The sequence below is a fragment of the Streptomyces sp. V3I8 genome, assembly GCF_030817535.1.
Taxonomy (GTDB): domain Bacteria; phylum Actinomycetota; class Actinomycetes; order Streptomycetales; family Streptomycetaceae; genus Streptomyces.
Map to the genome: position 1 here is coordinate 3209801 of NZ_JAUSZL010000002.1, position 25797 is coordinate 3235597.

The following is a 25797-nucleotide window of genomic DNA, read 5'->3' on the forward strand; positions in this document are numbered from 1 at the left end:
CTGACCCCTGACCTGGGTTTCCTTGACCTGACCAGCCACTTCGGCCGATCAAGGAATCAGCCGCTACACGTTGAAGCGGAACTCCACCACGTCCCCGTCCTGCATCACGTAGTCCTTGCCCTCCATGCGGGCCTTGCCCTTGGCGCGGGCCTCGGCGACCGAGCCCGTTTCGACCAGGTCCTCGAAGGAGATGACCTCCGCCTTGATGAAGCCCTTCTGGAAGTCGGTGTGGATGACTCCGGCGGCCTCGGGGGCGGTGGCGCCCTTCTTGATGGTCCAGGCGCGGGATTCCTTCGGGCCGGCCGTCAGGTAGGTCTGCAGGCCGAGGGTGTTGAAGCCGACGTGCGCGAGGGTCGCCATGCCGGGTTCCTGGACGCCGACCGACTCCAGGAGCTCCCTGGCGTCCTCCTCGTCGAGCTCGGCGAGGTCCGCCTCCAGCTTGGCGTTGAGGAAGATCGCCTCGGCGGGGGCGACCAGGGCGCGCTGCTCGGCCTTGAAGTCGTCGTCGACCAGCTCGTCCTCGTCGACGTTGAAGACGTAGAGGAACGGCTTCGTGGTGAGCAGGTGCAGGTCGTGCAGCAGCTCGTCGTTGCCGGAGCCCTGGACGATGCCCGCGGAGAACAGGGTGTCGCCCTTCTCCAGGATCTCCTGCGCCGCCTCGATCGCCGCGACCTTCGGGCCGACGTCCTTCTTGATCCGGGACTCCCGCTGGAGGCGCGGCAGGACCTTCTCGATGGTCTGCAGGTCCGCGAGGATCAGCTCGGTGTTGATCGTCTCGATGTCGTCCTTGGGCGAGACCTTGCCGTCCACGTGCACGACGTTCTCGTCCTTGAAGGCGCGGATGACCTGGCAGATCGCGTCCGACTCGCGGATGTTCGCGAGGAACTTGTTGCCCAGGCCCTCGCCCTCGGAGGCACCCTTCACGATGCCCGCGATGTCGACGAAGTCCACGGTCGCGGGGAGGATCTTCTGCGAGCCGAAGATCTCCGCGAGCTTGGTCAGCCGGGCGTCGGGGACACCGACCACGCCCACGTTCGGCTCGATCGTGGCGAACGGGTAGTTGGCCGCCAGCACGTCGTTCTTGGTCAGGGCGTTGAAAAGGGTCGACTTGCCGACATTCGGCAGACCGACGATTCCGATCGTGAGCGACACGTTGCGACTTCCCGTACGTGAGGGTGTGGGGGCGGGCGGGGGCCGGGACCACGAGGACCGGGCTCGGACGGGCCCGCGTCCTCCACTGCGTGACGCGCGGGCCGATCCACCAGTCTACGGCGTGCGGCACCTCCCACCGGCGACGTATCGAACGCTTGGCCAAGCTCGGCCAAAGCGCGTGTCCCGACGCCCATTCCACACATAACCCGACCTAAGTTGGACCAGTGGAGCAACACAGAACGCGTCCTCCCCAGTCACGGCCGTCACGCGGCGGCACTCCCCTCCCCCCGCAGGCCGGACGCGGCGGCACCCGTACGGCCCGGCAGGCAGGCGCCCGGTCCGGAACCAGGTCCGGGGCCAAGGCCGCGACCAGGGCCGGGGCCGGTGTCCCGCGGGCCTGCGCGCCCGTCTCACCGCTCGTGCAGGCGGTGCGCCGGTTCCCGAACCCCCGGCTCACCGGGCTGGGCAGCGGGCTGTTCTGCACCGCGTCGATGTTCACGCTGGCCTGCCTGGTCCAGCTGCTCTTCGGGGCGTCGATCGTCGTCTACGGAGTGCTGTTCCTGCCGGTCTGCGCGCTGACCGCGGTGTGGGTGCGGCGGGCCGACCTGGTCACCGCGGTCGTCGCCGTACCGATCGCCTTCGCCGTCGGCCTCCTGCCGATCGCGGACAGCGACGGCGGCTTCGGCGGCCGGCTGATGGGACTCGTCACCGCTCTCGCGATGCACGCGGGGTGGCTGTACGGGGGAACGCTGGTGGCCGGGGTCATCGTGACCGTCCGCAAGGCGCGGATGATGACCCGCAAGGCCGCACAGCGACGCCGTACGGCCTGAAGGCGGTCATCCATCCGGAGACCTCGGCCCGGACTCGGACCTGGACCTGGACCTGGACCCGGTCGTCACCCGCAGACCTGGTCCGGCCCGTCGGCCGGAGCACCTACTTCGTCTGCGCCGCCCGCATCGCCGCGCCCACGATCCCCGCGTTGTTCTGCAGCTGGGCCGGCACGATCTCCGCCTTGATGCCCTCGATCAGCGGCAGGAACTTCTGCGCCTTGCGGCTGACACCGCCGCCGATGATGAACAGCTCCGGCGAGAAGAGCATCTCCACGTGGGCGAGGTACTTCTGGACGCGGTGCGCCCAGTGCTCCCAGGAGAGGTCGTGGTCCTCCTTGGCCTTCGTGGAGGCGTGCTTCTCCGCGTCGTGGCCGTTCAACTCGAGGTGGCCCAGCTCCGTGTTCGGAACGAGGGTGCCGTCCACGAAGAGGGCGCTGCCGATCCCCGTACCGAAGGTGAGGAGGAAGACCGTGCCCCGGCGGCCCTTGCCGGCGCCGAACTCCATCTCCGCGACGCCCGCCGCGTCCGCGTCGTTCAGCACGGTCACCGGGAGGCCGCCCAGGCGGTCGCCGAGCAGGGCGCGCGCGTCGGTGTCGATCCAGGCCTTGTCCACATTGGCCGCGGTACGGATGGTGGAGCCGCCGGTGACCACGCCGGGGAAGGTGATCCCGACCGGGCCCGTCCAGCCGAAGTGGCCGACGACCTCCTTCACCCCGTCCGCCACCGCGTCGGGTGTCGCCGGGTGCGGCGTGAGCACCTTGCAGCGCTCCTCCGCCAGGTCGCCCCGGTCCAGGTCCACGGGAGCGCCCTTGATCCCTGATCCACCGATGTCCACGCCGAAGATCTGCATGGCTCCACGTTACTTCGGGAGACGGACCGTCACGCGCCCGAGGGGGTGGTTCCGGTGCGCTCCGCGACCAGGGCGGCGGCCTCCGCGCGCAGATCGCGGCGCAGCTCCTTGGGCAGCGAGAACGTGATGGACTCCTCGGCCGCCTTGACCAGTTCGACGTCCTCGAAGCCGTGGGTGGTGAGGTACTCCAGGACCTGCTCGACGAGGATCTCCGGCACCGAGGCACCGGAGGTGACGCCCACCGTCGTGACGCCCTCCAGCCAGCTCGCGTCGATCTCGTCGGCGAAGTCCACCAGGTACGCCTCCCGCGCGCCCGCGAGCTTGGCGACCTCGACGAGCCGTACGGAGTTGGAGGAGTTGCGCGAGCCGACCACGATGACGAGGTCCGCCTGCTCACCCATCTGCTTCACCGCGAGCTGACGGTTCTGCGTGGCGTAGCAGATGTCGTCGCTCGGCGGGGAGATGAGCTGCGGGAACTTCTCCTTGAGGGCGTCCACCGTCTCCATGGTCTCGTCGACCGACAGCGTCGTCTGGGAGAGCCAGACGACCCTGGACGGGTCGCGGACCTCGACCTTGGCCACGTCGCCGGGGCCGTCGACCAGCGTGATGTGGTCGGGCGCCTCACCGGACGTGCCGATGACCTCCTCGTGGCCCTCGTGGCCGATGAGGAGGATGTCGTAGTCCTCGTCCGCGAACCGGACGGCTTCCTTGTGGACCTTGGTGACCAGCGGGCACGTCGCGTCGATGGTGGCGAGCCGGCCGGCCGCGGCCTCGTCGTGGACGACCGGGGCGACGCCGTGCGCCGAGAACATGACGATGGACCCCTCGGGGACCTCCGCCGTCCGTTCGACGAAGATCGCACCCTTCTTCTCCAGGGTCTGCACGACGTATTTGTTGTGGACGATCTCATGGCGGACGTAGATCGGGGCCCCGTACTGCTCCAGGGCCTTCTCGACGGCGATCACGGCACGGTCGACTCCCGCGCAGTAGCCACGGGGGGCGGCGAGCAGGACGCGGCGGCCGGTCGAAGCAGTCATGCCCCCATCGTAAGGGTGCGCCCAGGAGGTCGGGGATCACCTCTTTGGGGACACTGACCGGAGAGCGAAGAGCAGAGAGCGGAGAACGGAGAACGGAGAGCTGGGCGCGGGAAGCGGGAGGGGCGGACACGGCACGACTCTCGGAGGCACGGATGTCCCACTCGGAACCACCGGCCGGCGCGGCCGACGGGAAACAGGGCCCCGCGGAACAGGGGCACGCGGAACAGGGGCACGGGGAACAAGAACTGCGGCGCAGTCTCGGCTTCCGTGACCTGGTCGTGTACGGGCTGCTGTTCATCGCCCCCATGGCACCGGTCGGTGTCTTCGGCACCCTCGACGCCAAGTCCCACGGGGCGGTCGCGCTGGTCTACGTCGTCGCCACGGTCGCGATGGCGTTCACCGCCTTCAGTTACGCGCAGATGGTGCGGGTCGTCCCCCGGGCGGGCTCGGTGTTCGCCTACGCGCGCGTGGGGCTCGGCAGGGAGGCGGGGTTCGTCGCCGGCTGGATGGCGATGCTGGACTACCTCCTCATCCCGGCGGTGGCGTACCTCTTCTCCGGGATCGCCATGAACTCCCTGGTCCCCGGCGTCTCCCGGTGGGTGTGGACGGCGGTCGCGGTCGTCGTCACGACGCTGCTGAACCTGTGGGGCGTACGGACCGCCGCGCGCGTCGGTTTCCTCGTGCTCGCGCTGGAGGTCGTGGTCCTGCTCGTCTTCGTCGTGTCGGCGGTCGTGGTCCTCGCGCGCGACGGGGCGCAGCGGGGGTGGCTGTCGCCCCTCGCCGGGGACGGCTCCCAGGGGGCGTTCGCCCTGTCCGCGGTGCTCGGCGGCGTGTCGATCGCCGTGCTGTCGTACCTCGGTTTCGACGCGATCGCCTCCTTCGCGGAGGAGGTCACCGGTGGTTCGGAGAAGGTCGCGCGGGCGGTGCTGTTCTGTCTCGCCCTCGCCGGTGTGCTGTTCGTCGCGCAGGCGTACCTGATCGCCCTGCTGGAGCCGGTGTCGTCGGCGCAGCTCGCCGCGGATCCGGTCGGGCAGGGGTCGGCGTTCTACGACGCCGTGGACGCCTCGGTCGGTACCTGGCTGCACGACCTGGTGGCGGTGAGCAAGGCGATCGGGGCGGCGTTCGCCGCGCTGGCCGGGCAGGCGGCGGCGGGGCGGCTGCTGTTCGCGATGTCCCGGGAGCGGCGGCTGCCGCGGGCGCTGTCCCGGACGGACTCCGGGGTGCCGCGGGCCGCGCTGGTCTGCGCCGCCGTGATCACCCTGGTGGCGGCGGTGTGGGCCGCGCGGCGGGACGACGGGATGGACCGTCTGGTGTCGGTGGTCGACATCGGGGCGCTGACCGCCTTCACGCTGCTGCACGCGAGCGTGGTGGGGTGGTTCGCCGTGCGGCGGCGGGGCGGGCCCGTGGTGTGGTGGCGGCATGTGCTGGTGCCCGTCGTGGGAGCGGGGATCACCGTGCTGGTGATCCTCGAGGCGTCCGGGGCGGCGCAGGTGGTGGGGGCGGTGTGGTTCGTGGTGGGGGTGGTGGTGCTGGTGGTTCAGCGGGGGCGGGCGCCCGCGGCGGGCTGAGCCGGGTTTTCGGGGTGGCCGGGCGTGTCGGGTGGGTGCGGGTCCGGTGGGGGCCGGTCGCGCGGTTCCCCGCGCCCCTGAAAAGCGCAGGCCGCCCGTCGGGTGCGGGTCCGGTGGGGGCCGGTCGCGCAGTTCCCCGCGCCCCTGACGGGGCTGGAGCCCGGGCACGTCTTCAGGGGCGCGGGGAACCGCGCGCTCAGCCCTCACCGGCGTGCACCCGGCAATGACGCCGAGGTACGCCGGCGCTGTCGGCGGTGGCCGCTACGCTCGCGTCATGGCTCTCAATACGTCCGCCGACGCCCCCCTGCCCGTCGGTGAGGTGTCGCGGCTCATCGGGGGATGGATCGACCGGCTCGGCGCGGTGTGGGTCGAGGGGCAGATCACCCAGCTGTCACGGCGCCCGGGCGCCGGAGTCGTCTTCCTGACGCTGCGCGATCCGTCGCACGACATCTCCGTGAGCGTGACCTGCTACCGGCAGGTGTTCGACGCCGTCGCCGACGTGGTGGGCGAGGGCGCCCGGGTCGTCGTCCAGGCGAAGCCCGAGTGGTACGCGCCGCGCGGGCAGTTGTCGCTCCGGGCCACCGAGATCAAGCCCGTGGGTGTCGGCGAACTGCTCGCCCGGCTGGAGCAGCTGAAGAAGTCCCTCACCGCGGAGGGGCTCTTCGCACCCGAGCGCAAGAAGCCGCTGCCGTTCCTGCCCCAGCTCGTCGGGCTGGTCACCGGTCGCGCCTCCGCCGCCGAGCGGGACGTCCTGGAGAACGCGCGCCGCCGCTGGCCCGCCGTCCGCTTCGAGGTGCGCAACGTCGCCGTGCAGGGAGTCCACGCGGTTCCCCAGGTCGTCCAGGCCGTGAAGGAGCTGGACGCGCTCGACGAGGTCGACGTGATCATCGTGGCGCGCGGCGGCGGCAGCGTGGAGGACCTGCTCCCGTTCTCGGACGAGCAGCTCGTACGGGCGGTCGCGTCCTGCCGTACCCCGGTGGTGTCCGCCATCGGCCACGAGCCCGACAACCCGCTCCTGGACCACGTGGCCGACCTGCGCGCCTCCACCCCCACCGACGCCGCGAAGAAGGTCGTACCGGACGTCGGCGAGGAGTACGAGCGCGTCCGGTTCCTGCGGGACCGGGCCCGCAGGTGTGTCGGGGCCCTCGTCGAGCGCGAGGAGCGGGGCCTCGCGCATGCGCTGGCCCGCCCCTCGATGGAGGACCCTCACCGGATGGTGGACGAGCGGGCCGACCAGGTCTCCGCGCTCCTGGACCGCGGCCGCCGTACGCTCGGTCACCTCCTGGACCGGGCCGACTCGGAGCTGACGCACACGCACGCACGCGTGGTGGCCCTCTCCCCCGCCGCGACCCTCGAACGGGGGTACGCGGTCCTGCAGAAGTCCGACGGCCACGCCGTCCGCTCCGCGGACGAGGTGACGGCGGACGAGCCCCTGCGGGCGCGGGTCGCCACGGGCGAGTTCACGGTACGGGTCGATGTCCGAGGCAGACCCTAGGGTGGGCGCATGACCAGCACAACGGACGAGACGCTCGGGTACGAACAGGCGCGGGACGAGCTCATCGAGGTCGTACGCCGCCTGGAGACGGGCGGTACGACGCTCGAGGAGTCGCTGGCCCTGTGGGAGCGGGGCGAGGAACTGGCGAAGGTGTGCCGGCGCTGGCTGGACGGCGCCCGCGCCCGCCTCGACGCGGCGCTGGCCGAGGAGGCGGAGTCGGGCGAGGAGCAGAACGAGGAGTAAAGGCGCGGGGCGAGGACCGGGACGCGGGAGAAGGGGAGGGGGAGGGCCCGGGAGAGGAGGGCGGGGGACGGCGCCGACATAGGTGGGCAGGCCATGCAATTGTGAACCGGATCACCCCGGTCCAGTTTTCGTTGAAAGTTAAACCTAACGGGCGTACCGTCGGACGTGCCAGCCGATCCCCGGGGATTCCCCTCAGGATCCGACGCACGCTCCGAGAAGGTTGCTCCATGTCTCTCGTCCTTGACCCCGCCGCCCAGGACCTGCTGTTCCGCGAGGCCCGTACCGCCAACGCCTTCACCGACGAGCCGGTGACCGACGAGCAGGTGCAGGCGATCTACGACCTGGTCAAGTACGGCCCGACCGCCTTCAACCAGTCGCCGCTGCGCATCACCCTGGTCCGCTCCCCCGAGGCCCGTGAGCGCCTGGTGCAGCACATGTCCGAGGGCAACCAGCCGAAGACGGCCGCCGCCCCGCTCGTCGCGATCCTGTCCGCGGACAACGAGTTCCACGACGAGCTGCCGTACCTCCTCCCGCACTTCCCGCAGGCCAAGGACCTCTTCTTCGCCGAGCGCCCCTCCCGTGAGGGTGCCGCCACGCTCAACGCCGCGCTGCAGGCCGCGTACTTCATCATCGGTGTCCGCGCCGCCGGCCTGGCCGCCGGTCCGATGACGGGCTACGACCCCGCGGGCGTGCAGAAGGAGTTCCTCGACGGCGACCACACCCCGCTGATGGTGGTCAACATCGGCCGGCCCGCCGAGAACGCCTGGTTCCCGCGCTCCCCGCGCCTGGAGTTCGACCAGGTCGTCACGACGGTCTGATCCCCGCCGGGATCCTCACCGGGATTCCCACCGGTACGGAGCCGGACACGGCGGAGGCCCCCGGCGCACCGCCGGGGGCCTCCGCCGTGTCCGCGCTCACGACGTCTTCAGCGCCTGCGCCATCCTCGTCAGCTCCGCGAACGAGGCGGTGCCCGCGACCACGGTCGTGGAGTTCTTCTCCCGCAGCACCAGGGCGTCGTACTTCCCGCCCTTGTACCGCTTCCAGGACTTGTCGCCGATGCGCTGCGAGACGTTCGTCTCCTCGGCGCCCTGACTGGCCTGCTCGATGAACGTGACCGGCTTCTGAGTGGACTGCTCGATCGCCACGTACTCCCCGTCGGGGTCGTGGAAACCGAGGTGCCACGCGTCGGAGTCGTCCCCCCGGAACCGCACGGAGGTCGCCTTCCACTGCGCGGGCAGCCCTTCGGGCGCCGCCACCGGATAGGCGGCGGCACGCCGCGCCGTGAGGAGTTCCACGCGGTAGTCGACCCGCTCGAGAGGGGGCTCCGAGTCGTCCTTGGGGATGAAGACGTAGATGAAGCCCGCGACGATGCCGATCAGGCCCAGGGACAGCACCATGTCCCGGACCGACTGCTTGCCTTTCGTACCTGCCACGCCCCCATCGTCGCAGGTGTACTGGTCTGCTCATCCGTGGGCCCCCCTGCTCATTTTGTCGGACTGAGGATAGAGTCGGCCCGAACCCTCATCCGGCCGTCGTCGTATCAGAAAGGTGCGCTCCGATGACCGAGCATCACTTGCCGTCCGAACTCGAGGTCCCTTCCGAGGCCCCCGACCGCAACCTCGCTCTCGAACTCGTCCGGGTCACCGAGGCCGCCGCGATGGCCGCCGGCCGCTGGGTCGGCCGCGGCGACAAGAACGGCGCCGACGGCGCCGCGGTACGGGCCATGCGCACCCTCGTCTCCACCGTCTCGATGAACGGCGTCGTCGTCATCGGTGAGGGTGAGAAGGACGAGGCCCCGATGCTCTTCAACGGAGAGCACGTCGGGGACGGGACGGGTCCCGAGTGCGACATCGCCGTCGACCCGATCGACGGGACCACGCTCACCGCGGCGGGCATGACCAACGCGATCGCCGTGCTGGCCGCCGCCGACCGCGGCACCATGTTCGACCCGTCCGCGGTGTTCTACATGGACAAGCTGGTCACCGGCCCGGAGGCCGCCGACTTCGTCGACATCAACGCCCCGGTGTCCGTGAACATCCGCCGGGTCGCCAAGGCCAAGCGCGTCACGCCCGAGGACGTCACGGTCGTCGTCCTCGACCGGCCGCGCCACGACGGCATCATCCAGGAGATCCGGGAGACCGGCGCGCGCATCAAGCTCATCACCGACGGCGACGTCGCGGGCTCGATCCTGGCGCTGCGCGAGGGCACCGGCATCGACCTGCTGCTCGGCATCGGCGGCACGCCCGAGGGCATCATCTCGGCCTGCGCCGTGAAGTGCCTCGGCGGCACGATCCAGGGCAAGCTGTGGCCCAAGGACGACGAGGAGCGGGCGCGGGCGGTGGACGCGGGGCACGACCTGGACCGGGTGCTGCTCACCGACGACCTGGTGTCCGGCGAGAACGTGTTCTTCGTGGCGACCGGGATCACCGACGGCGAACTGCTGCGGGGGGTCCGGTACCGGCCCGAGACCGCCACGACCGACTCGATCGTGATGCGGTCGAAGTCGGGGACGGTGCGGCAGATCAACTCCGAGCACCGGCTGGCGAAGCTCCGCGCCTACAGCGCGATCGACTTCGACCGGGCGAAGTGACCGTGCCGGCGGGCCGGGACCGCACCGGCCGCTAGCCGACCGCGGGCCCGTCGTCGCCTGCCGCGCGGCTCCCCGCGCCCCTGACGGGGCACGGCGATGGGGCGTCCCCTGTGCGCAGGGGCGCCCCTTCCGGTGTCCGCTAGCCGGCCGCGGCTATCGTCCCCGCCGCGCGGGCCGTCTGCTGCAGTTCCAGCTCGCGCCTGCGGCGCCGGGCCAGGGCCACGCGGCGCTCGGCGGCGGTGAGGCCGCCCCAGACCCCGTACGGCTCGGGTTGCAGCAGCGCGTGCTCCCGGCATTCGACCATCACGGGACAGCGCGCGCAGACCCGCTTCGCGGCATCCTCGCGGGACAGCCTGGCCGCGGTGGGTTCTTTCGAAGGTGCGAAGAACAGCCCGGCCTCGTCGCGGCGGCACACGGCCTCCGTGTGCCAGGGGGCGTCCTGGTCCCTCTCGCGCACCGGCACCGGCTGGGGTGGAACGGCGGCGACCTGCAGAGACTGATGCGGCGGATGCAGCACGGTCTACTCCTGACGACGGCTTCGCGAGCGAGAGACGATGCAGCAAGGCCTACCCGCTGTGCGCACGCCTAAGCACTCAGTTCCGAAGCGCGTAGATCGCGCCCGGCACCGGGCCGCCACCGCCGGACCCCCGGCTTCCGCACCCCGCGTGACGCACGGCCGTCGATGCCCCGGACGCGTCAATGCCCCAGGTGCCTGCGCAACTTGGCGTTCAACCGGTCGCCGACGCGGTCGAGGATGTCCTCGATCAGCTTGCCCCTCCTGGGCTTCGCCTCGATGCTCCCCAGCACGGCCAGCCCGTCCACGTACACCACGGGCGCGTCCTGTTCACCGGAGTCCAGCGTGTCCACCTCGAAGGTGCCGAGGACCCCGCCGCCGCTGCCGCGCATCGACACGTTCTCCGGGACGCGGATCTCGACGCTGCCGAACACCGAGACCGCCTTGATCACGACATGCTGATGCTCGAAGATCGCCTCACTGAGATCTATCTCCACGCTGCCGAAGATCGCGTACGCGTGCGTGCGGCGCCCCACGCGCCAGCGGCCCTTGCGGACGGCCGCGCTGAACACCGCCACCACGTTCTCGTCGGCGACCGAGGGGATCGCGCCCGGGGCGGGGCGGCTGGGGGCCGCCGCGAACGCGGCCGACGAGTGGGGCCCGTGGCCCGCGGGCAGGTCCCGCACCAGCGGTTCCAGCTCGCCCACGGTCTTCGCGCGGAAGACCTCCTCCACCCGCTCCGCGTGCTCCTCCGCGGTGAGCCGGCCCTCCGCCAGGGCCTCGCGCAGGATGTCCGCGGTCCGGTCGCGGTCCGCGTCGGAGGCGCGGAGGTCGGTGTGCTTGCGAAGGTCGGGCTCGGTGTGCTTCTGAAGGTCCACGGCAGCAGCGTACCCAAACGCGATAGATCGCGACTAGGGGGTGTGGACGGCGAACTGAGCCTTACCTCACAGGCCCGGTGTCCGGGACAGGTTCTACGCTGGTGGGCGCGCCGCCAACGGAGGCCGGCGCTGTCTGTCGATGAAGGATTTGGCGAGATGCCTGAGTTCGAGTACACCGATCTGCTCCCCCAGGGAGAGGACACCACCCCGTACCGGCTGGTGACCTCCGAGGGTGTCTCCACCTTCGAGGCCGACGGGCGCACGTTCCTCAAGGTGGAGCCCGAGGCGCTGCGCACGCTGGCCGCCGAGGCGATCCACGACATCCAGCACTACCTGCGGCCCGCGCACCTCGCGCAGCTGCGGCGCATCATCGACGACCCGGAGGCCTCCGGCAACGACAAGTTCGTCGCGCTGGACCTCCTGAAGAACGCGAACATCGCCGCCGCCGGTGTGCTGCCCATGTGCCAGGACACCGGCACGGCGATCGTGATGGGCAAGCGCGGCCAGAACGTGCTCACGGCGGGCGGCGACGAGGCGGCCCTGTCCCACGGCATCCACGACGCGTACCTGAACCTGAACCTGCGCTACTCGCAGATGGCTCCGCTCACCATGTGGGAGGAGAAGAACACCGGCTCCAACCTGCCCGCCCAGATCGAGCTGTACGCGACCGACGGCGGCGCCTACAAGTTCCTCTTCATGGCCAAGGGCGGCGGCTCGGCCAACAAGTCGTTCCTCTACCAGGAGACGAAGGCCGTCCTGAACGAGGCCTCCATGATGAAGTTCCTGGAGGAGAAGATCCGCTCGCTCGGCACGGCCGCCTGCCCGCCGTACCACCTGGCGATCGTCGTCGGCGGCACGAGCGCGGAGTACGCCCTGAAGACGGCGAAGTACGCGTCCGCGCACTACCTGGACGAGATTCCGGCCGAGGGTTCGCCGCTCGGGCACGGCTTCCGGGACAAGGACCTGGAGGAGAAGGTCTTCGGGCTGACGCAGCGGATCGGGATCGGCGCGCAGTTCGGCGGCAAGTACTTCTGCCACGACGTGCGCGTGGTGCGCCTGCCGCGGCACGGCGCGTCCTGCCCGGTCGCGATCGCCGTCTCCTGCTCGGCCGACCGCCAGGCCGTTGCGAAGATCACCGCGGAGGGCGTCTTCCTGGAGCAGCTGGAGACGGACCCTGCGCGGTTCCTGCCCGACACGACGGACGAGCACCTCGACGAGGCCGGTGACGTCGTGCGCATCGACCTGAACCAGCCGATGGACGACATCCTGGCCGAGCTGACCAAGTACCCCGTCAAGACCCGGCTGTCCCTCTCCGGGCCGCTCGTCGTGGCCCGTGACATCGCGCACGCGAAGATCAAGGAGCGGCTGGACGCGGGTGAGGAGATGCCGCAGTACCTGAAGGACCACCCGGTGTACTACGCGGGGCCGGCGAAGACCCCCGAGGGGTACGCGTCCGGGTCCTTCGGGCCGACCACGGCCGGGCGCATGGACTCCTACGTGGAGCAGTTCCAGGCCGCGGGCGGGTCCCGGGTGATGCTGGCCAAGGGGAACCGGTCGCAGCAGGTCACGGACGCGTGCGAGGCCCACGGCGGCTTCTACCTGGGCTCCATCGGCGGGCCGGCCGCGCGGCTGGCCCAGGACTGCATCAAGAAGGTCGAGGTCGTCGAGTACGAGGAGCTCGGGATGGAGGCCGTGTGGAGGATCGAGGTGGAGGACTTCCCGGCGTTCGTCGTGGTCGACGACAAGGGCAACGACTTCTTCAAGGACCCGGCGCCGGCGCCGACGTTCACGTCGATCCCCGTGCGGGGGCCCGGGCTGGGCTAGCGGCGGGATTCGGCTGCGGGTTCGGTGGGGGCCGGTCGCGCAGTTCCCCGCGCCCCTGAAGGGCGGGGCTGCGCCCCTGCCCTTCGGCCCGGGGGCGGGAATGGGCAGGGGCGGCGGGGGCGCTATACACGGTATGACCGACTACCGCATCGAACACGACTCCATGGGCGAGGTCCGCGTCCCCGCGAACGCGAAGTGGCGCGCCCAGACCCAGCGCGCCGTCGAGAACTTCCCCGTTTCCGGGCAGCACCTGGAACGCGCCCACATCGAGGCCCTGGCCCGCATCAAGGCGGCCGCGGCCAAGGTGAACGCGGGTCTCGGCGTGCTGGACGAGGACGTCGCGGAGGCCATCCAGGAGGCGGCGGCCGAGGTCGCGGACGGGAAGTGGGACGAGCACTTCCCCGTGGACGTCTTCCAGACCGGTTCGGGCACGTCGTCCAACATGAACACCAACGAGGTGCTCGCCACGCTGGCGACGGAACGGCTCGGCCGGGACGTCCACCCCAACGACCACGTGAACGCCTCCCAGTCCAGCAACGACGTCTTCCCGTCCTCGATCCACATCGCCGCGACCGCCGCCGTCACCCGCGACCTCGTCCCGGCCCTGGACCACCTCGCCGCCTCGCTGACCCGTAAGTCCGAGGAGTTCGCCGACGTCGTGAAGTCGGGGCGCACCCACCTCATGGACGCCACCCCGGTGACGCTCGGCCAGGAGTTCGGCGGGTACGCGGCCCAGGTGCGGTACGGGATCGAGCGGCTGGAGGCCTCCCTCCCCCGGCTCGCCGAGCTGCCGCTGGGCGGAACGGCCGTCGGGACCGGCATCAACACGCCGCCCGGGTTCTCCGGCGCCGTGATCGCCGAGGTCGCACGGGCCACCGGGCTGCCGCTCACCGAGGCGCGCGACCACTTCGAGGCGCAGGGCGCGCGGGACGGCATCGTCGAGACCAGCGGCCAGCTGCGGACCGTCGCGGTGGGGCTCACGAAGATCGCCAACGACCTGCGGTGGATGGCGTCGGGACCGCGCACGGGCCTCGCGGAGATCAACCTGCCCGACCTCCAGCCGGGTTCGTCGATCATGCCCGGCAAGGTGAACCCCGTCATCCCCGAGGCCGTGCTGATGGTGGCGGCCCAGGTGACCGGGAACGACGCCACGATCGCCGCCGCCGGAGCCTCCGGCAACTTCGAGCTGAACGTCATGCTGCCGGTCATCGCCAAGAACGTCCTGGAGTCGGTCCGGCTGCTCGCGAACGTCTCCCGGCTGCTCGCCGACCGCACCGTGGACGGCATCACCGCCAACCGTGAGCGGGCCCGTGAGTACGCCGAGTCGTCGCCGTCGGTCGTGACACCGCTGAACAAGTACATCGGGTACGAGGAGGCCGCGAAGGTCGCCAAGAAGGCGCTGGCCGAGCGGCGGACCATCCGCGAGGTCGTCCTGGACTCCGGTTACGTCGAGCGCGGGGACCTCACCCGGGAGCAGCTGGACGAGGCCCTGGATGTCCTGCGGATGACACGGCCGTGACGTCGTCCGGCGCGCAGGCGAACCATGGCGCCGGCCGCGGCGTCGTATGCCCCGGGCACCTAATATCTGTTCATGGCAGAGGGCGGAGCGGTGACAGACGTGGAATCGGGCGGTCCGGCGGCGTACTGGAACCCCGGGAGTCAGATCCTGTGGCGGTACCGGGAGAACGCCGGTGAGCGCTTCCACATCGTGCGTCCCGTGACCGTCGTGCGGGACGACGAGGAACTGCTCGCCGTCTGGCTGGCCCCGGGGACGCAGTGCACGAAGCCCGTCCTCGCGGACGGCACGCCGGTGCACGCGGAGCCGCTGGAGTCCCGCTACACCAAGCCGCGGACCGTGCAGCGCGACCGCTGGTTCGGCACGGGCGTGCTCAAGCTGGCGCGGCCGGGCCAGCCCTGGTCGGTGTGGCTGTTCTGGGAGCCGGGCTGGCAGTTCAAGAACTGGTACGTCAACCTGGAGGAACCGCTGGCCAGATGGGCCGGCGGGGTCGACTCCGAGGACCACTTCCTGGACATCTCGGTGCACCCGGACCGCAGTTGGGGCTGGCGCGACGAGGACGAGTTCGCGCAGGCCCAGCGGGACGGCCTGATGGACGAGCGGCTGGCGGCGCGCGTCAGGGAGGCCGGGCGGGCGGCGGTGGAGGTGATCCGGCGCTGGGGTCCGCCGTTCTCGGACGGCTGGGAGCGCTGGCGCCCCGATCCGGCCTGGTCCGTACCGCCCCTGCCGGACGACTGGGATCGCACGCCCGCGTACGTGTCCACATGAGACCCTTGATGCGCCCCCGTGGTAGAACCGTAGGATCGTCCTCCGCAACGAACAACAGCGAACAGCAACGAACAGAACGAAGAGAGCGAAGAGAACGGCCCGTCAGGGCCGGTGCAGGGCACCGTCGTTGAGAAGCGGTGGCCGGACGGCGGACGGGTGCATCCGGCAACTCCCGCACGATGCGCTGGGCTTGACCGAACGTCACCGAGGGGCGGCAGGACGTGAGCGAGGGGTACGAGGGCCACGGCGGCACGGCTCGGAGCCGGCGAATCAGGTTGTTCCCGCCGGTGTCCGAAGGTCCTTCTTCTGAGAGGCTGTCTGATCACGCGGGAAATCCGTTCCTGGGGCACGCATTCCGGGTATCGGGTTCTTCGCGGGACGAACTGCACGCAGGGCGCGCAGCACCGGACGGATGGATTCGACACGCGTGACGGAGCACCCCACCTCCCATGAGCGCCGGCAGCCGAGCGCTGCCCGGCCCACGGCCCCCGCGGACCCTCGCGGGGCGCTCCTGCGTACCCCTGAGCCGCCGGTACCGGGCTCAGCCGGTTTACCCGCGCAGGGACGGATCGCAGGCACCCCCGCACCGCCGGGGGCCACAGACATGCCCGTCCCGGACGCCCGGGCCGCCGCCACCGGCACGCCCGCCGCGTCGGGTCCCCCGGCCGGCAGCGAGGGCCCGCCCGCGCCCTCGGGAGGGCACGGCCCGGCCGACCCGCCCGCCGGGTCCGGTCCCGGGCGGTCCCAGCCGTCCGCGAGGGAGCCCGGCCCGCACCGTCCGCGGCCCGTGCCGGAGGCGATCGTGACCCAGCCAGGTGCCGAGGCGTCCGTCCAGCAGAGCGGCAAGGACCGCCGTACGGGGCAGAGCCCGGCGCCCGGCGCGCCCATGCCGATGCGCCGCGACGGCGACCGGCTGCGGTTCGTGGGCGCCGCCACCCGGCGGATCGCCCGCGGCATCGACCTCGACGAGATCGTGATGGGGCTGTGCCGGGCGACGGTCCCGACCTTCTCGGACGCGATCCTCGTCTATCTGCGCGATCCGCTGCCGGTGGGCGACGAGCGGCCGACCGGTCCCGTCGTGCTGCGGCTGCGGCGCACGGACCGGATCCCGGAGGACCGGGACACCGAGGGCTTCCTGCTGCCCGCGCTGCAGCCCGAGCCCGACGTGGGCGTCACCGCCGAGCTGTGCACCGTACGGCCCGGTGGCGCGCTGAACGAGGTGCTGCGCGGTGTGCGGCCCGTCTTCGCGGACGCGCCCGCCGCCCGGGCCGCGCTGCCCGAGCTGATCGGTGACGACCTGACCGTGCCGGGCGGCCAGCGCGCGATCCTCGCGCCGCTGCGCGGCCGGCGGCGGGTGATCGGTGCCGCGCTGTTCCTGCGCCGCCCCGACCGGCCCGCCTTCGAGACCGACGACCTGCTGGTCGCGGCGCAGCTCGCCACGCACAGCGCGCTCGGCATCGACAAGGCGGTGCTGTACGGGCGCGAGGCGTACATCGCGGACGAGCTGCAGCGCACCATGCTGCCCGAGACCCTGCCGCGGCCCACGGGCGTACGGCTGGCCTCCCGCTACCTGCCGGCCGCCGAGACGGCCCGGGTGGGCGGTGACTGGTACGACGCGATCCCGCTGCCCGGCAGCAGGGTCGCCCTCGTCGTCGGCGACGTCATGGGCCACTCCATGACCTCGGCGGCGATCATGGGCCAGCTGCGCACGACCGCGCAGACCCTCGCCGGGCTCGACCTGCCGCCGCAGGAGGTCCTGCACCATCTGGACGAGCAGGCCCAGCGGCTCGGCACCGACCGCATGGCGACCTGCCTGTACGCGGTGTACGACCCGGTCGCGCACCGCATCACCATCGCCAACGCCGGCCATCCGCCGCCGGTGCTGCTGCATCTGGGCGGGCGCGCCGAGGTCCTGCGCGTACCGCCGGGTGCCCCCATCGGCGTAGGCGGCGTGGACTTCGAGGCGGTCGAGCTGGACGCGCCCGCGGGCGCCACGCTGCTGCTCTACACCGACGGGCTCGTCGAGTCGCGGCTGCGGGACGTGTGGACCGGGATAGAGCAGCTGCGGGAGCGGATCGCCGCGACCGCGCAGCTGACCGGCCCCGACCACCCGCCGCCGCTGGAGGCGCTGTGCGACGAGGTGCTCGACATGCTCGGCCCGGGCGACCGGGACGACGACATCGCGCTGCTCGCCGCCCGCTTCGACGGGATCGCGCCCAGCGATGTCGCGCTCTGGCACCTCGACCCCGAGGACTCGGCACCCGGGCGGGCCCGGCGGCTGGCCCGCAAGGCCCTGTCGCGGTGGGACATGGAGGAGCTCACGGACTCCGTGGAGCTGCTGGTCAGTGAGGTCGTCACCAACGCGGTGCGGTACGCCACGCGGCCCGTCACCCTGCGGTTGCTCCGCACGGACGTGCTGCGCTGCGAGGTGGGGGACGACGTGCCGCAGCTGCCGCGGCTGCGCAACGCCCGGGCCACGGACGAGGGCGGGCGGGGCCTGTATCTGGTGAACAAGCTGGCCCGGCGCTGGGGGGCGACCCGGCTCAGCACCGGCAAGGTCGTGTGGTTCGAGCTGAACCACGGCTAGGGCGTTTCCTTCGGACCGGCCCGGGTCCGCGGGGTGGTGCGGGTGGTTCCGTCCGCCGCGGGTCCGCCGTGGTTTGTCGCGCGGTTCCCCGCGCCCCTTTTCCGGGGCGCGGGGTGCTGCTACTCGTCGTCGTCCGGCTGGGGGTCGTCCGGGTCCGGGGGAAGTTCTATGCCTCCCGGCGGGGACGACGTCGGGCTCGTCGACGGCGGGGACGGGGTGTCGTCCGAGGGGGTCTCCTCGGGCGTGCTCTCCTCCGCGGGGCTGGACGACGGGGGCTTCGTCGTCGGTTCCTCGGAGGACGGCTCCTCGGACGGGGTCGTCGGCGTCTCGGACACCGTCGGCGTCGGCGTCGGCCGCACGGCCGCGCCCTGGTCGGTGTCCAGGTCGAACTCGGAGACGTCGCCCATCGCGCCGAAGGTGTAAGCCGCCCAGATCTGCGCCGGGTAGCCACCGCCGTTGACGCGGCCCTTGCCCGGCAGCAGCCCGGTGGCACCCGTCAGGGAGACCTGCTTGTGCGGGGGCTTGTCGTCCTCGCCGAACAGCCCCACCGAGGTCACGAGATCCGGGGTGTAACCCGTGAACCAGGCCGACCGGTTGAAGTCGGACGTACCCGTCTTGCCGGCGACCTGCTGGCCGTCCCGGTCCGGGTTGTCGCGTACCGACGTCCTCGCCGTACCGTCGTCGACCACGCCCGTCAGCACGGAGGTGACCGTGTCGGCGGCCTCACGGCTGACGACCCGCTCGCCGATCGCGTCCGGGAGATCGACCCTGCGGTCCTTGTGCTGGACCGACTTCACGAGGGCCGGTGTCACCTTCTTGCCGTGGTTGTCGAGGGTCGCGTAGACGCCGGCCATCTCCAGCGGGCTGGCGCCCATGGTGCCCAGGGTCTGCGCGGGCACCGACTTGACGCCCTCGACGTCCATGCCCAGCTCGCCCGCGGTCTTCATGACCTGGTCCATGCCGACGTCGAGGCCCATCTGCGCGAAGACGGAGTTGATGGACTTGTTCATCGCGGTCTGCACGGTGACGTCGCCGTAGTCGACGTCGTCCTCGTTCGGCGGGGAGAAGCCGACCTTCGTCCCGTCGTCGAGGACGGGACGCCTGCTGGTGCCGTCGTAGATCGTGTTCGCCGTGATCGGCTGGTCGTCCTGGGTCGTGGCGTCCTTGTCGACCGCCGCGGCGAGGATCACCGGCTTGAAGGTGGAGGCAGGCTGGTAGTCGCGGCGCGTCGCGTTGTTCGTGTAGTGCTTCACGTAGTCCACGCCGCCGTACATCGCGAGGACCCGGCCGGTCTTCGGGTCGACGGAGACCGCGCCGGCCTGCACGTCGGCGTCGACCTTGCGCTTCTTGCCGTCGAGCTTGCCGGTCAGCCTGGCCTTGACGGCCTTCTCCAGCTGGGCCTGCTTCTTCTTGTCGATGTTCAGGGTGATGGTCCAGCCGCCCGCCTTGACCATCGTCTCGGCCTCGTTCGTGTCGGCGGCCGTGCCCTGCTCGACGAGCTGCTTCTCGAGGGCCGTGTTGGCGGCCTCGACCAGGTAGCCGGCCTGGCCCTCCAGGCCGGGCGCGCCCTGCGGGTCCTCCGGCACGGGGAACTTCATCGCGTCGCGCTTCCCGGAACTCAGCCAGCCCTCGCCGACCATGTTGTCCAGGACGTAGTTCCAGCGGTTGGTGACGAGCTTCTTGCTGGTGTCGCTGGCGACCGCCCAGTCGTACTGGCTCGGGGCCTGGAGCAGGGCTGCCAGGTACGCGCCCTGCTGGACGTTCAGGTCGCTCGCGTCGACACGGTAGTACGCCTGCGCGGCGGCCTGGATGCCCCAGGCGTTGCGGCCGTAGTAGCTGGTGTTGATGTAACCCGCGAGGATGGCGTCCTTGGACTTCTGGCGGTCCACCTTCAGCGAGATGACCAGTTCCTTCAGCTTGCGCGTGACGGTCTGGTCCTGCGTGAGGTAGTAGTTCTTGACGTACTGCTGGGTGATCGTCGAGCCGCCCTGCTTGCCCTTGCCGGACAAGGTGTTCAGCAGTCCGCGGGCCGTGCCCCTGAAGTCGACGCCGGCGTCCTTGTAGAAGGACTTGTTCTCGGCGGCGACGAAGGTCATCCGCACACCCTTGTCGAGCTGGTCCAGGTCGACCAGCTCACGGTTGACCTCGCCGTCGCGGGCGAGCGTCGCACCGTTGCTGTACTTGTAGATGTTGCTCTGCTGCACCGCGGCCGCGTTCCCCTTGGGGACGTCGATCAGCAGGTAGAGCGCGACGAACGCGGCCATGCCGAGCAGACAGAGACCGAAGAACGCGCCGAGGATCTTCTTCCAGGTGAAGAAACGGCGTATGCCGCTCTTCCCGCCCGCCTTCGACGAGCGTTTCGGCGCGCCGCGGTGGCCACCACGCTGCCGCGCTCGTCTCTCATCCGCTCGTCCCATGGCTCCGTCCGCTCCGCTTCCGTCTCTCGTGTCTCACAGGTTCGTCGCCCGAGTCAGCTCAGCAAACTAACACCGCAGTCGGGGACAAACGTCTGCCGATCCGGCCTTTTACGGACGTGAGAATCAGCACCCACCTCATGGGAACCGACGATTCACGGGCATGGAAGGTTGCCGTGGCGGGTAAAGTGATATCACTTAGATAGAGCGAAGCAAGCGCCCGCACGCCGGGCGGCGGCACCACGAAACGGGGGAACACCCATGTCCACGCACGACTCTCCAGGCACGGCCGCGGACGTCGCCGACGTACCCGAGATGCCCGCTCCGCGCGTACGCGAGTTCTCCGCGCGCAGCATCGGCGGCGGGCTCGCGCTGCTGCTCGGGCTCCTCGGACTGCTGGCGGGTGTCGCGATGGTCGTCTGCGCCACGGCGGTGGAGTCCACCGGCGGCAAGGCCCTGCTCATCGTGGGCGGCGTCCTCATCGGCATCGCGTCCTTCGTCGCCATGTGCGGCCTGAACATGGTCGCCCCCGGCGAGGCCCGCGTCGTCCAGCTCTTCGGCCGCTACCGCGGCACGATCCGCGAGGACGGGCTGCGCTGGGTGAACCCGCTCACGTCCCGTACGAAGATCTCGACGCGGGTACGCAACCACGAGACGGCCGTCCTCAAGGTCAACGACGCCTACGGCAACCCGATCGAGCTGGCGGCGGTCGTGGTGTGGAAGGTCGAGGACACCGCGCAGGCGAGCTTCGAGGTGGACGACTTCCTGGAGTTCGTCGCCACCCAGACCGAGGCGGCCGTGCGGCACATCGCCATCGAGTACCCCTACGACGCCCATGACGAGGGGGGCCTCTCGCTGCGCGGCAACGCGGAGGAGATCACCGAGAAGCTCGCGGTCGAGCTGCACGCGCGCGTGGAGGCCGCCGGCGTGCAGATCATCGAGTCCCGCTTCACGCATCTCGCGTACGCGCCCGAGATCGCCTCCGCGATGCTCCAGCGCCAGCAGGCCGGTGCGGTCGTCGCCGCACGGCGGCAGATCGTGGACGGCGCGGTGGGGATGGTCGAGGCGGCGCTCACGCAGCTGTCCGAACGGGACATCGTGGAACTGGACTCCGAGCGGAAGGCCGCGATGGTGTCGAACCTGCTGGTGGTGCTCTGCGGGGACCGGGCGCCGCAGCCCGTGCTGAACACGGGGTCCCTCTACCAGTGAGCGCCTCTCCTCCGGAGGGGGATTCCCCTCGGCGTCGGCCGCCGCAGCAGCGCAAGCAGGTGCTGCTGCGGCTGGATCCGCTGGTGTACGAGGCACTGGCCCGGTGGGCCGGGGACGAGCTGCGGTCCGCCAACGCGCAGATCGAGTTCCTGCTGCGGCGGGCGCTCGGGGAGGCGGGGCGGCTTCCCGGCGGGGCGGGGCCGATGCCCCGGCGGGGGCGACCGCCCCTCTCCGAGGAGGCGGACGAGTAGGACGCCGTCGACCGCAGGCCGGTGGGGCCGGTCACGCAGTTCCCCGCGCCCCTGAAAGGCGAAAGACCGGGGCGCGGCCCCGTGCTCCAGGGGCGCGGGGAACCGCGTGAGCCACCACGACGGCGCCGCGCCCGCCCACCCACCGGCCCGCCCCGCGGTCGGTCGCAGAACCGTGACAATCGGCCCTGACCTGCTGAGGCGCACGGTCGGGATACGGGTCCACACCGTGCGTATACACACCGTGTATACGCACTGTGTAGAGTGCTCCGCATGTCCATCGGTCACACACTCCTAGGGCTCCTGGAGTCCGGGCCCCGCCACGGTTACGACCTGAAGCGGGCCTTCGACGAGAAGTTCGGTCACGACCGGCCCCTGCACTACGGCCAGGTCTATTCGACGATGTCCCGCCTGCTGAAGAACGGCCTCGTGGAGGTCGACGGGATCGAGGCGGGCGACGGTCCCGAGCGGAAGCGGTACGCCATCACCGAGGCGGGCGTCACCGACGTCCAGCGGTGGCTCGCGACCCCGGAGAAGCCGGAGCCCTACCTCCAGTCGACCCTCTACACGAAGGTCGTCCTCGCCCTCCTGACGCACCGCGACGCGTCCGACATCCTCGACACCCAGCGCTCGGAGCACCTGCGCATGATGCGCATCCTCACCGACCGCAAGCGCAAGGGCGACCTCGCCGACCAGCTGATCTGCGACCACGCCCTCTTCCATCTCGAGGCGGACCTGCGGTGGCTGGAACTCACCGCCGCGCGCCTCGGCAAACTCGCAGAGGCGGTGACCCGATGACCCCCGCAGGCTCCCTGCTCGTGGCCCACGACCTGCGCAAGGCGTACGGTCCCACGAACGCCCTCGACGGCGCCGAATTCTCCATCCACCCGGGCGAGGTCGTCGCCGTGATGGGCCCCTCCGGCTCCGGCAAGTCGACCCTCCTGCACTGCCTCGCCGGCATCGTGACGCCCGACTCGGGCTCGATCACGTACGACGGCCGCGAGATGGCGACGATGAACGACTCCGGGCGCAGCGCGCTGCGGCGCTCCGAGTTCGGCTTCGTGTTCCAGTTCGGCCAGTTGGTGCCGGAGCTGACCTGCGTCGAAAACGTGGCTCTGCCGCTGCGGCTGAACGGCGTCTCCCGCAAGGAGGCCGAGCGCACCGCCCTGTCGTGGATGGAGCGCCTGGAGGTCGACGACCTGTCGGGCAAGCGCCCCGGCGAGGTCTCCGGCGGCCAGGGCCAGCGCGTCGCCGTGGCCCGCGCCCTGGTCACCGGTCCACGCCTGCTGTTCGCCGACGAGCCCACCGGCGCCCTCGACTCGCTCAACGGCGAGCGCGTGATGGAACTGCTCACGGACGCGGCCCGGTCCGCCAACGCGGCCGTCGTCCTCGTCACGCACGAGACCCGGGTCGCCGCCTACTCGGACCGCGAGATCGTCGTACGGGACGGCAAATCCCGGGACATGGAGCGTGCCGTATGACCACACGGGAGGAAACCGCCGCCCCGCCCGGGGCTCCCCCGGGGCCGCCCGCCCGCCCGGAGCCTGCGCGCGACATCCCCATGGTCGTGCAGTGGTCCAGGGACCTGGCCATGGGCGCCAGGTTCGCGTTCACCGGCGGCCGTGAGGGCTGGGTGCGCGTCCTGCTCACCGGCGTCGGCGTGGGTCTCGGGGTGGCGCTGCTGCTCCTCACCACCGCTCTGCCGAGCGCGATGCAGGCGCGCTCCGACCGCGAGTACGCGCGCATGGACATGACCTTCGGCTCGTCCGAGCCGCCCAAGGGCGACAACACCGTGGTCGTCGCCAACGTCGACACGGAGTTCCGCGGCTCGGACATCCGCGGCCGTCAGCTGGAGCCCGAGGGGCTGCGGGCGCCGCTGCCGCCGGGGGTGCACACGTTCCCCGGGCCGGGCGAGATGGTCGCGTCCCCCGCGCTCAAGAAGCTGCTGGCGGCCGGGGATTCGGCGCTGCTGCGTGAGCGGCTGCCGTACCGGATCACCGACACGATCGACGAGCCGGGTCTCATCGGCTCGGCCGAACTCGCCTTCTACGCCGGCGGCGAGGACCTGGCCGCGTACGTCGGCGGCCCCAACGTCGTACGTATCAAGACCTTCCACGCGCAGAAGGCCCCCTCGGAGGAGCTGGACCCGGTCCTCCTCCTGCTCGTCCTGACCGTCTTCGTGGTGCTGCTGATGCCGGTCGGCGTCTTCATCGCCGCGGCCGTACGCTTCGGCGGCGAGCGGCGCGACCGCAGGCTCGCGGCGCTGCGGCTGGTCGGCGCCGACAGCCGGATGACCCGCCGGATCGCGGCGGGCGAGGCGCTCTCGGGGGCCGTCCTCGGGCTGCTCTTCGGCACCGGCTTCTTCCTGATCGGGCGCCAGATCGCCGGGTCCGTCGAAGTGTTCGGCTTCAGCGTCTTCCCGAGCTACCTGAACCCGACGCCCGCGCTCGCCGTCCTGATCGCCGTCGCGGTGCCGGCCGCCGCGGTCGCGGTGACACTGCTGGCCCTGCGCGGTGTGGTGATCGAGCCGCTCGGCGTGGTGCGCACGGCCAGGCCCGCGCGGCGCCGGCTGTGGTGGCGGCTGCTGCTGCCGCTGGGCGGCCTCGGGCTGCTCGCGCCGATGATCGGCAAGGGCACCGAGAACGGCGAGTTCAACGAGTACATGGTGACCGGCGGTGTCGTCCTGCTCCTCGTCGGCGTCACCGCGCTGCTGCCGTGGGTCGTGGAGGCCGTCGTGACCCGGCTGAACTCGGGCCCGGTCTCCTGGCAGCTGGCCGTACGCAGGCTGCAGCTGAGCAGCGGCACGGCGGCGCGCATGGTCAACGGCATCGCGGTGGCGGTGGCCGGTGCGATCGCCCTGCAGATGCTGTTCTCCGGCGTCCAGAGCGACTACACGAAGTCCACCGACCAGGATCTCTCGCGGGCCCAGATGCAGGTCTCCGTGCCCGCGGGAGTCTCCGTCGCCGACGCCCGGCGAAAGCTCGCCGGAACACGGGGCGTGCGCAGCGCCGTCACGCTCTCCGACGGCACGCTGGGCGCGAGCAGGAAGGAGCCCGAGACGTCCGTGGGACTCACGGTCGGCGACTGCGCGGCCCTGCGCGAGGTCGCGACGCTGCCCTCGTGCCGCGAGGGCGATGTGTTCGCCGTGCACGACGTCGACTACGACATCGCCACCGCGAAACTCGCCGAACCCGGCAGCAAGCTCGTCATCGATCCCTCCTACGAGTCCTCGCCGGGCGCGGAGGTCCCCTGGACGGTGCCGCGGGGCATCAAGAAGGCCGATCCCCGCAAGGACCCGACGGGCTGGGAGCGGGGCGGTCTCCTGATCACGACGAAGGCGCTGCCCGCCGCGGCGGCCCCGACCGTCCGGGGCGAGGTCTACCTCGGCCTCGACACCGCGGTCCCGGACGTGGGCGAGTTCGTGCGCAACACCGCGGCGGAGATCTCCCCGCTGGCGAATCCCATGGCGTACACGGCGTCCGAGCGGTCCGAGCGGTACGACTCCATCCGCACCGGTCTGTTCGTCGGCGCGGCCGGTGTCCTCGCGCTGATCGGGGCGAGCCTGCTGGTCTCGCAGCTGGAGCAACTGCGCGAGCGCAAGAGGCTGCTGTCGGCGCTGGTCGCCTTCGGCACCCGGCGCCGCACCCTGAGCCTGTCGGTGCTGTGGCAGACCGCCATCCCGGTCGCCCTGGGCCTGCTCCTCGCCGCGGCGGTGGGCCTCACCCTCGGTACGGTCCTCCTGAAGATGACGAACACGGCGGTGACGGTGGACTGGACGAGCGTCCTCGCGATGACGGGGATCGGCGCGGCGGTGGTCCTGGCGGTGACGGCCCTGAGCGTCCCCCCGCTCCTCCGCCTGATGCGCCCGGACGGCCTCCGCACGGAGTAGCCCCGACGGGGGCGCGGGAACGGCACAGTCCTCCAGGGGCGCGGGGAACTGCGCGGCCGGCCACGACGCGCCCGCAGCGCCCCACCCCGCGCCCCCTGTTTCCGCAATCACCGCACTCTGTGCCACGATCAAGAGCGTCCGAATTCATGAGGAAACCCCCGGACACGGGGCCCGCTTCGCTGCGA

Annotated in this window: 22 protein-coding genes; 15 read left to right on the top strand and 7 right to left on the bottom strand. The window is 71.3% G+C overall.

Features of this window, described 5'->3' with window-relative positions; genetic code table 11:
- Positions 1–63: 63 nt before the first annotated feature.
- Positions 64–1152, bottom strand: a complete 1089-nt coding sequence (gene ychF / locus QFZ75_RS13975; RefSeq protein WP_307536954.1) for a redox-regulated ATPase YchF — start codon at positions 1150–1152, stop codon at positions 64–66.
- Between the two features lie 224 nt (positions 1153–1376).
- Here ychF and QFZ75_RS13980 point away from each other — a divergent pair, with 224 nt between their 5' ends.
- A complete protein-coding gene (locus tag QFZ75_RS13980) occupies positions 1377–1982 on the top strand; it encodes a DUF6542 domain-containing protein (protein ID WP_307536955.1) in 606 nt (201 codons plus the stop codon).
- Between the two features lie 103 nt (positions 1983–2085).
- On the opposite strand, the gene ppgK is transcribed toward QFZ75_RS13980, so the two are convergent.
- Together ppgK and QFZ75_RS13990 are read right to left on the bottom strand one after the other, a co-directional pair.
- Entirely contained in the window at positions 2086–2832 is a 747-nt protein-coding gene (ppgK, locus tag QFZ75_RS13985; RefSeq protein WP_307536957.1) for a polyphosphate--glucose phosphotransferase, read from the bottom strand.
- Between the two features lie 29 nt (positions 2833–2861).
- Complete coding sequence (locus QFZ75_RS13990; RefSeq protein ID WP_307536959.1) at positions 2862–3869, bottom strand: 4-hydroxy-3-methylbut-2-enyl diphosphate reductase; 1008 nt, start codon at positions 3867–3869, stop codon at positions 2862–2864.
- Positions 3870–4021: 152 nt separating this feature from the next.
- On the opposite strand from QFZ75_RS13990, the gene QFZ75_RS13995 reads away from it, so the two are divergent.
- The 4 genes from QFZ75_RS13995 (at position 4022) to QFZ75_RS14010 (ending at position 7993) form a co-directional block, all read left to right on the top strand.
- The gene (locus QFZ75_RS13995) at positions 4022–5437 is read left to right on the top strand and encodes an APC family permease (RefSeq protein ID WP_307536960.1); all 1416 of its coding nucleotides are present in this window, start codon (positions 4022–4024) and stop codon (positions 5435–5437) included.
- Positions 5438–5711: 274 nt separating this feature from the next.
- Positions 5712–6932 carry an exodeoxyribonuclease VII large subunit gene (xseA, locus tag QFZ75_RS14000; RefSeq protein ID WP_307536961.1) on the top strand — a complete coding sequence of 407 codons (1221 nt, stop codon included), beginning with the start codon at positions 5712–5714 and terminating at the stop codon, positions 6930–6932.
- 9 nt (positions 6933–6941) lie between these two features.
- On the top strand, positions 6942–7175 hold the full coding sequence (locus QFZ75_RS14005) for an exodeoxyribonuclease VII small subunit (protein WP_307536963.1): 234 nt from the start codon (positions 6942–6944) through the stop codon (positions 7173–7175).
- Positions 7176–7402: 227 nt separating this feature from the next.
- Positions 7403–7993: a malonic semialdehyde reductase gene (locus QFZ75_RS14010; protein WP_307536965.1), complete on the top strand. Its 591-nt coding sequence runs from the start codon at positions 7403–7405 to the stop codon at positions 7991–7993.
- Between the two features lie 96 nt (positions 7994–8089).
- On the opposite strand, the gene QFZ75_RS14015 is transcribed toward QFZ75_RS14010, so the two are convergent.
- Positions 8090–8608, bottom strand: a complete 519-nt coding sequence (locus tag QFZ75_RS14015) for a DUF4245 domain-containing protein (protein ID WP_307536967.1) — start codon at positions 8606–8608, stop codon at positions 8090–8092.
- A 125-nt stretch (positions 8609–8733) separates the two neighbouring features.
- Here QFZ75_RS14015 and glpX point away from each other — a divergent pair, with 125 nt between their 5' ends.
- Complete coding sequence (gene glpX / locus QFZ75_RS14020) at positions 8734–9765, top strand: class II fructose-bisphosphatase (protein ID WP_307536969.1); 1032 nt, start codon at positions 8734–8736, stop codon at positions 9763–9765.
- A 139-nt stretch (positions 9766–9904) separates the two neighbouring features.
- Here the strand turns inward: glpX and QFZ75_RS14025 are convergent, their stop codons facing one another.
- Entirely contained in the window at positions 9905–10282 is a 378-nt protein-coding gene (locus QFZ75_RS14025) for a WhiB family transcriptional regulator (protein ID WP_307536970.1), read from the bottom strand.
- Between the two features lie 179 nt (positions 10283–10461).
- Complete coding sequence (locus QFZ75_RS14030; RefSeq protein ID WP_307536972.1) at positions 10462–11157, bottom strand: DUF1707 domain-containing protein; 696 nt, start codon at positions 11155–11157, stop codon at positions 10462–10464.
- A gap of 156 nt (positions 11158–11313) precedes the next feature.
- Here QFZ75_RS14030 and QFZ75_RS14035 point away from each other — a divergent pair, with 156 nt between their 5' ends.
- The 4 genes from QFZ75_RS14035 (at position 11314) to QFZ75_RS14050 (ending at position 17852) form a co-directional block, all read left to right on the top strand.
- Positions 11314–12981 (top strand): fumarate hydratase, encoded by a 1668-nt coding sequence (locus QFZ75_RS14035; protein ID WP_307536974.1) that lies wholly within the window; start codon positions 11314–11316, stop codon positions 12979–12981.
- A gap of 133 nt (positions 12982–13114) precedes the next feature.
- On the top strand, positions 13115–14500 hold the full coding sequence (locus tag QFZ75_RS14040; RefSeq protein ID WP_307536976.1) for an aspartate ammonia-lyase: 1386 nt from the start codon (positions 13115–13117) through the stop codon (positions 14498–14500).
- 72 nt (positions 14501–14572) lie between these two features.
- Positions 14573–15265, top strand: coding sequence for a DUF402 domain-containing protein (locus QFZ75_RS14045; protein WP_307536978.1), 693 nt, complete (start codon positions 14573–14575; stop codon positions 15263–15265).
- Between the two features lie 412 nt (positions 15266–15677).
- Positions 15678–17852, top strand: a complete 2175-nt coding sequence (locus QFZ75_RS14050; RefSeq protein WP_307536980.1) for an ATP-binding SpoIIE family protein phosphatase — start codon at positions 15678–15680, stop codon at positions 17850–17852.
- A 119-nt stretch (positions 17853–17971) separates the two neighbouring features.
- Here the strand turns inward: QFZ75_RS14050 and QFZ75_RS14055 are convergent, their stop codons facing one another.
- The gene (locus QFZ75_RS14055) at positions 17972–20269 is read right to left on the bottom strand and encodes a transglycosylase domain-containing protein (RefSeq protein ID WP_307536982.1); all 2298 of its coding nucleotides are present in this window, start codon (positions 20267–20269) and stop codon (positions 17972–17974) included.
- A 258-nt stretch (positions 20270–20527) separates the two neighbouring features.
- On the opposite strand from QFZ75_RS14055, the gene QFZ75_RS14060 reads away from it, so the two are divergent.
- The 5 genes from QFZ75_RS14060 to QFZ75_RS14080 all read left to right on the top strand — a co-directional run bounded on the left by QFZ75_RS14060 (position 20528) and on the right by QFZ75_RS14080 (position 25612).
- Positions 20528–21475: an SPFH domain-containing protein gene (locus QFZ75_RS14060; RefSeq protein WP_307536984.1), complete on the top strand. Its 948-nt coding sequence runs from the start codon at positions 20528–20530 to the stop codon at positions 21473–21475.
- On the top strand, positions 21472–21726 hold the full coding sequence (locus tag QFZ75_RS14065) for a hypothetical protein (RefSeq protein ID WP_307536986.1): 255 nt from the start codon (positions 21472–21474) through the stop codon (positions 21724–21726). The genes QFZ75_RS14060 and QFZ75_RS14065 overlap by 4 nt, the downstream gene beginning before the upstream one ends.
- Before the next feature lie 270 nt (positions 21727–21996).
- Positions 21997–22521 (top strand): PadR family transcriptional regulator, encoded by a 525-nt coding sequence (locus tag QFZ75_RS14070; protein ID WP_149511736.1) that lies wholly within the window; start codon positions 21997–21999, stop codon positions 22519–22521.
- Positions 22518–23204: an ABC transporter ATP-binding protein gene (locus QFZ75_RS14075; RefSeq protein WP_307536988.1), complete on the top strand. Its 687-nt coding sequence runs from the start codon at positions 22518–22520 to the stop codon at positions 23202–23204. The genes QFZ75_RS14070 and QFZ75_RS14075 overlap by 4 nt, the downstream gene beginning before the upstream one ends.
- A 110-nt stretch (positions 23205–23314) precedes the next feature.
- On the top strand, positions 23315–25612 hold the full coding sequence (locus QFZ75_RS14080) for an FtsX-like permease family protein (RefSeq protein ID WP_307544468.1): 2298 nt from the start codon (positions 23315–23317) through the stop codon (positions 25610–25612).
- Positions 25613–25797 lie beyond the last annotated feature (185 nt).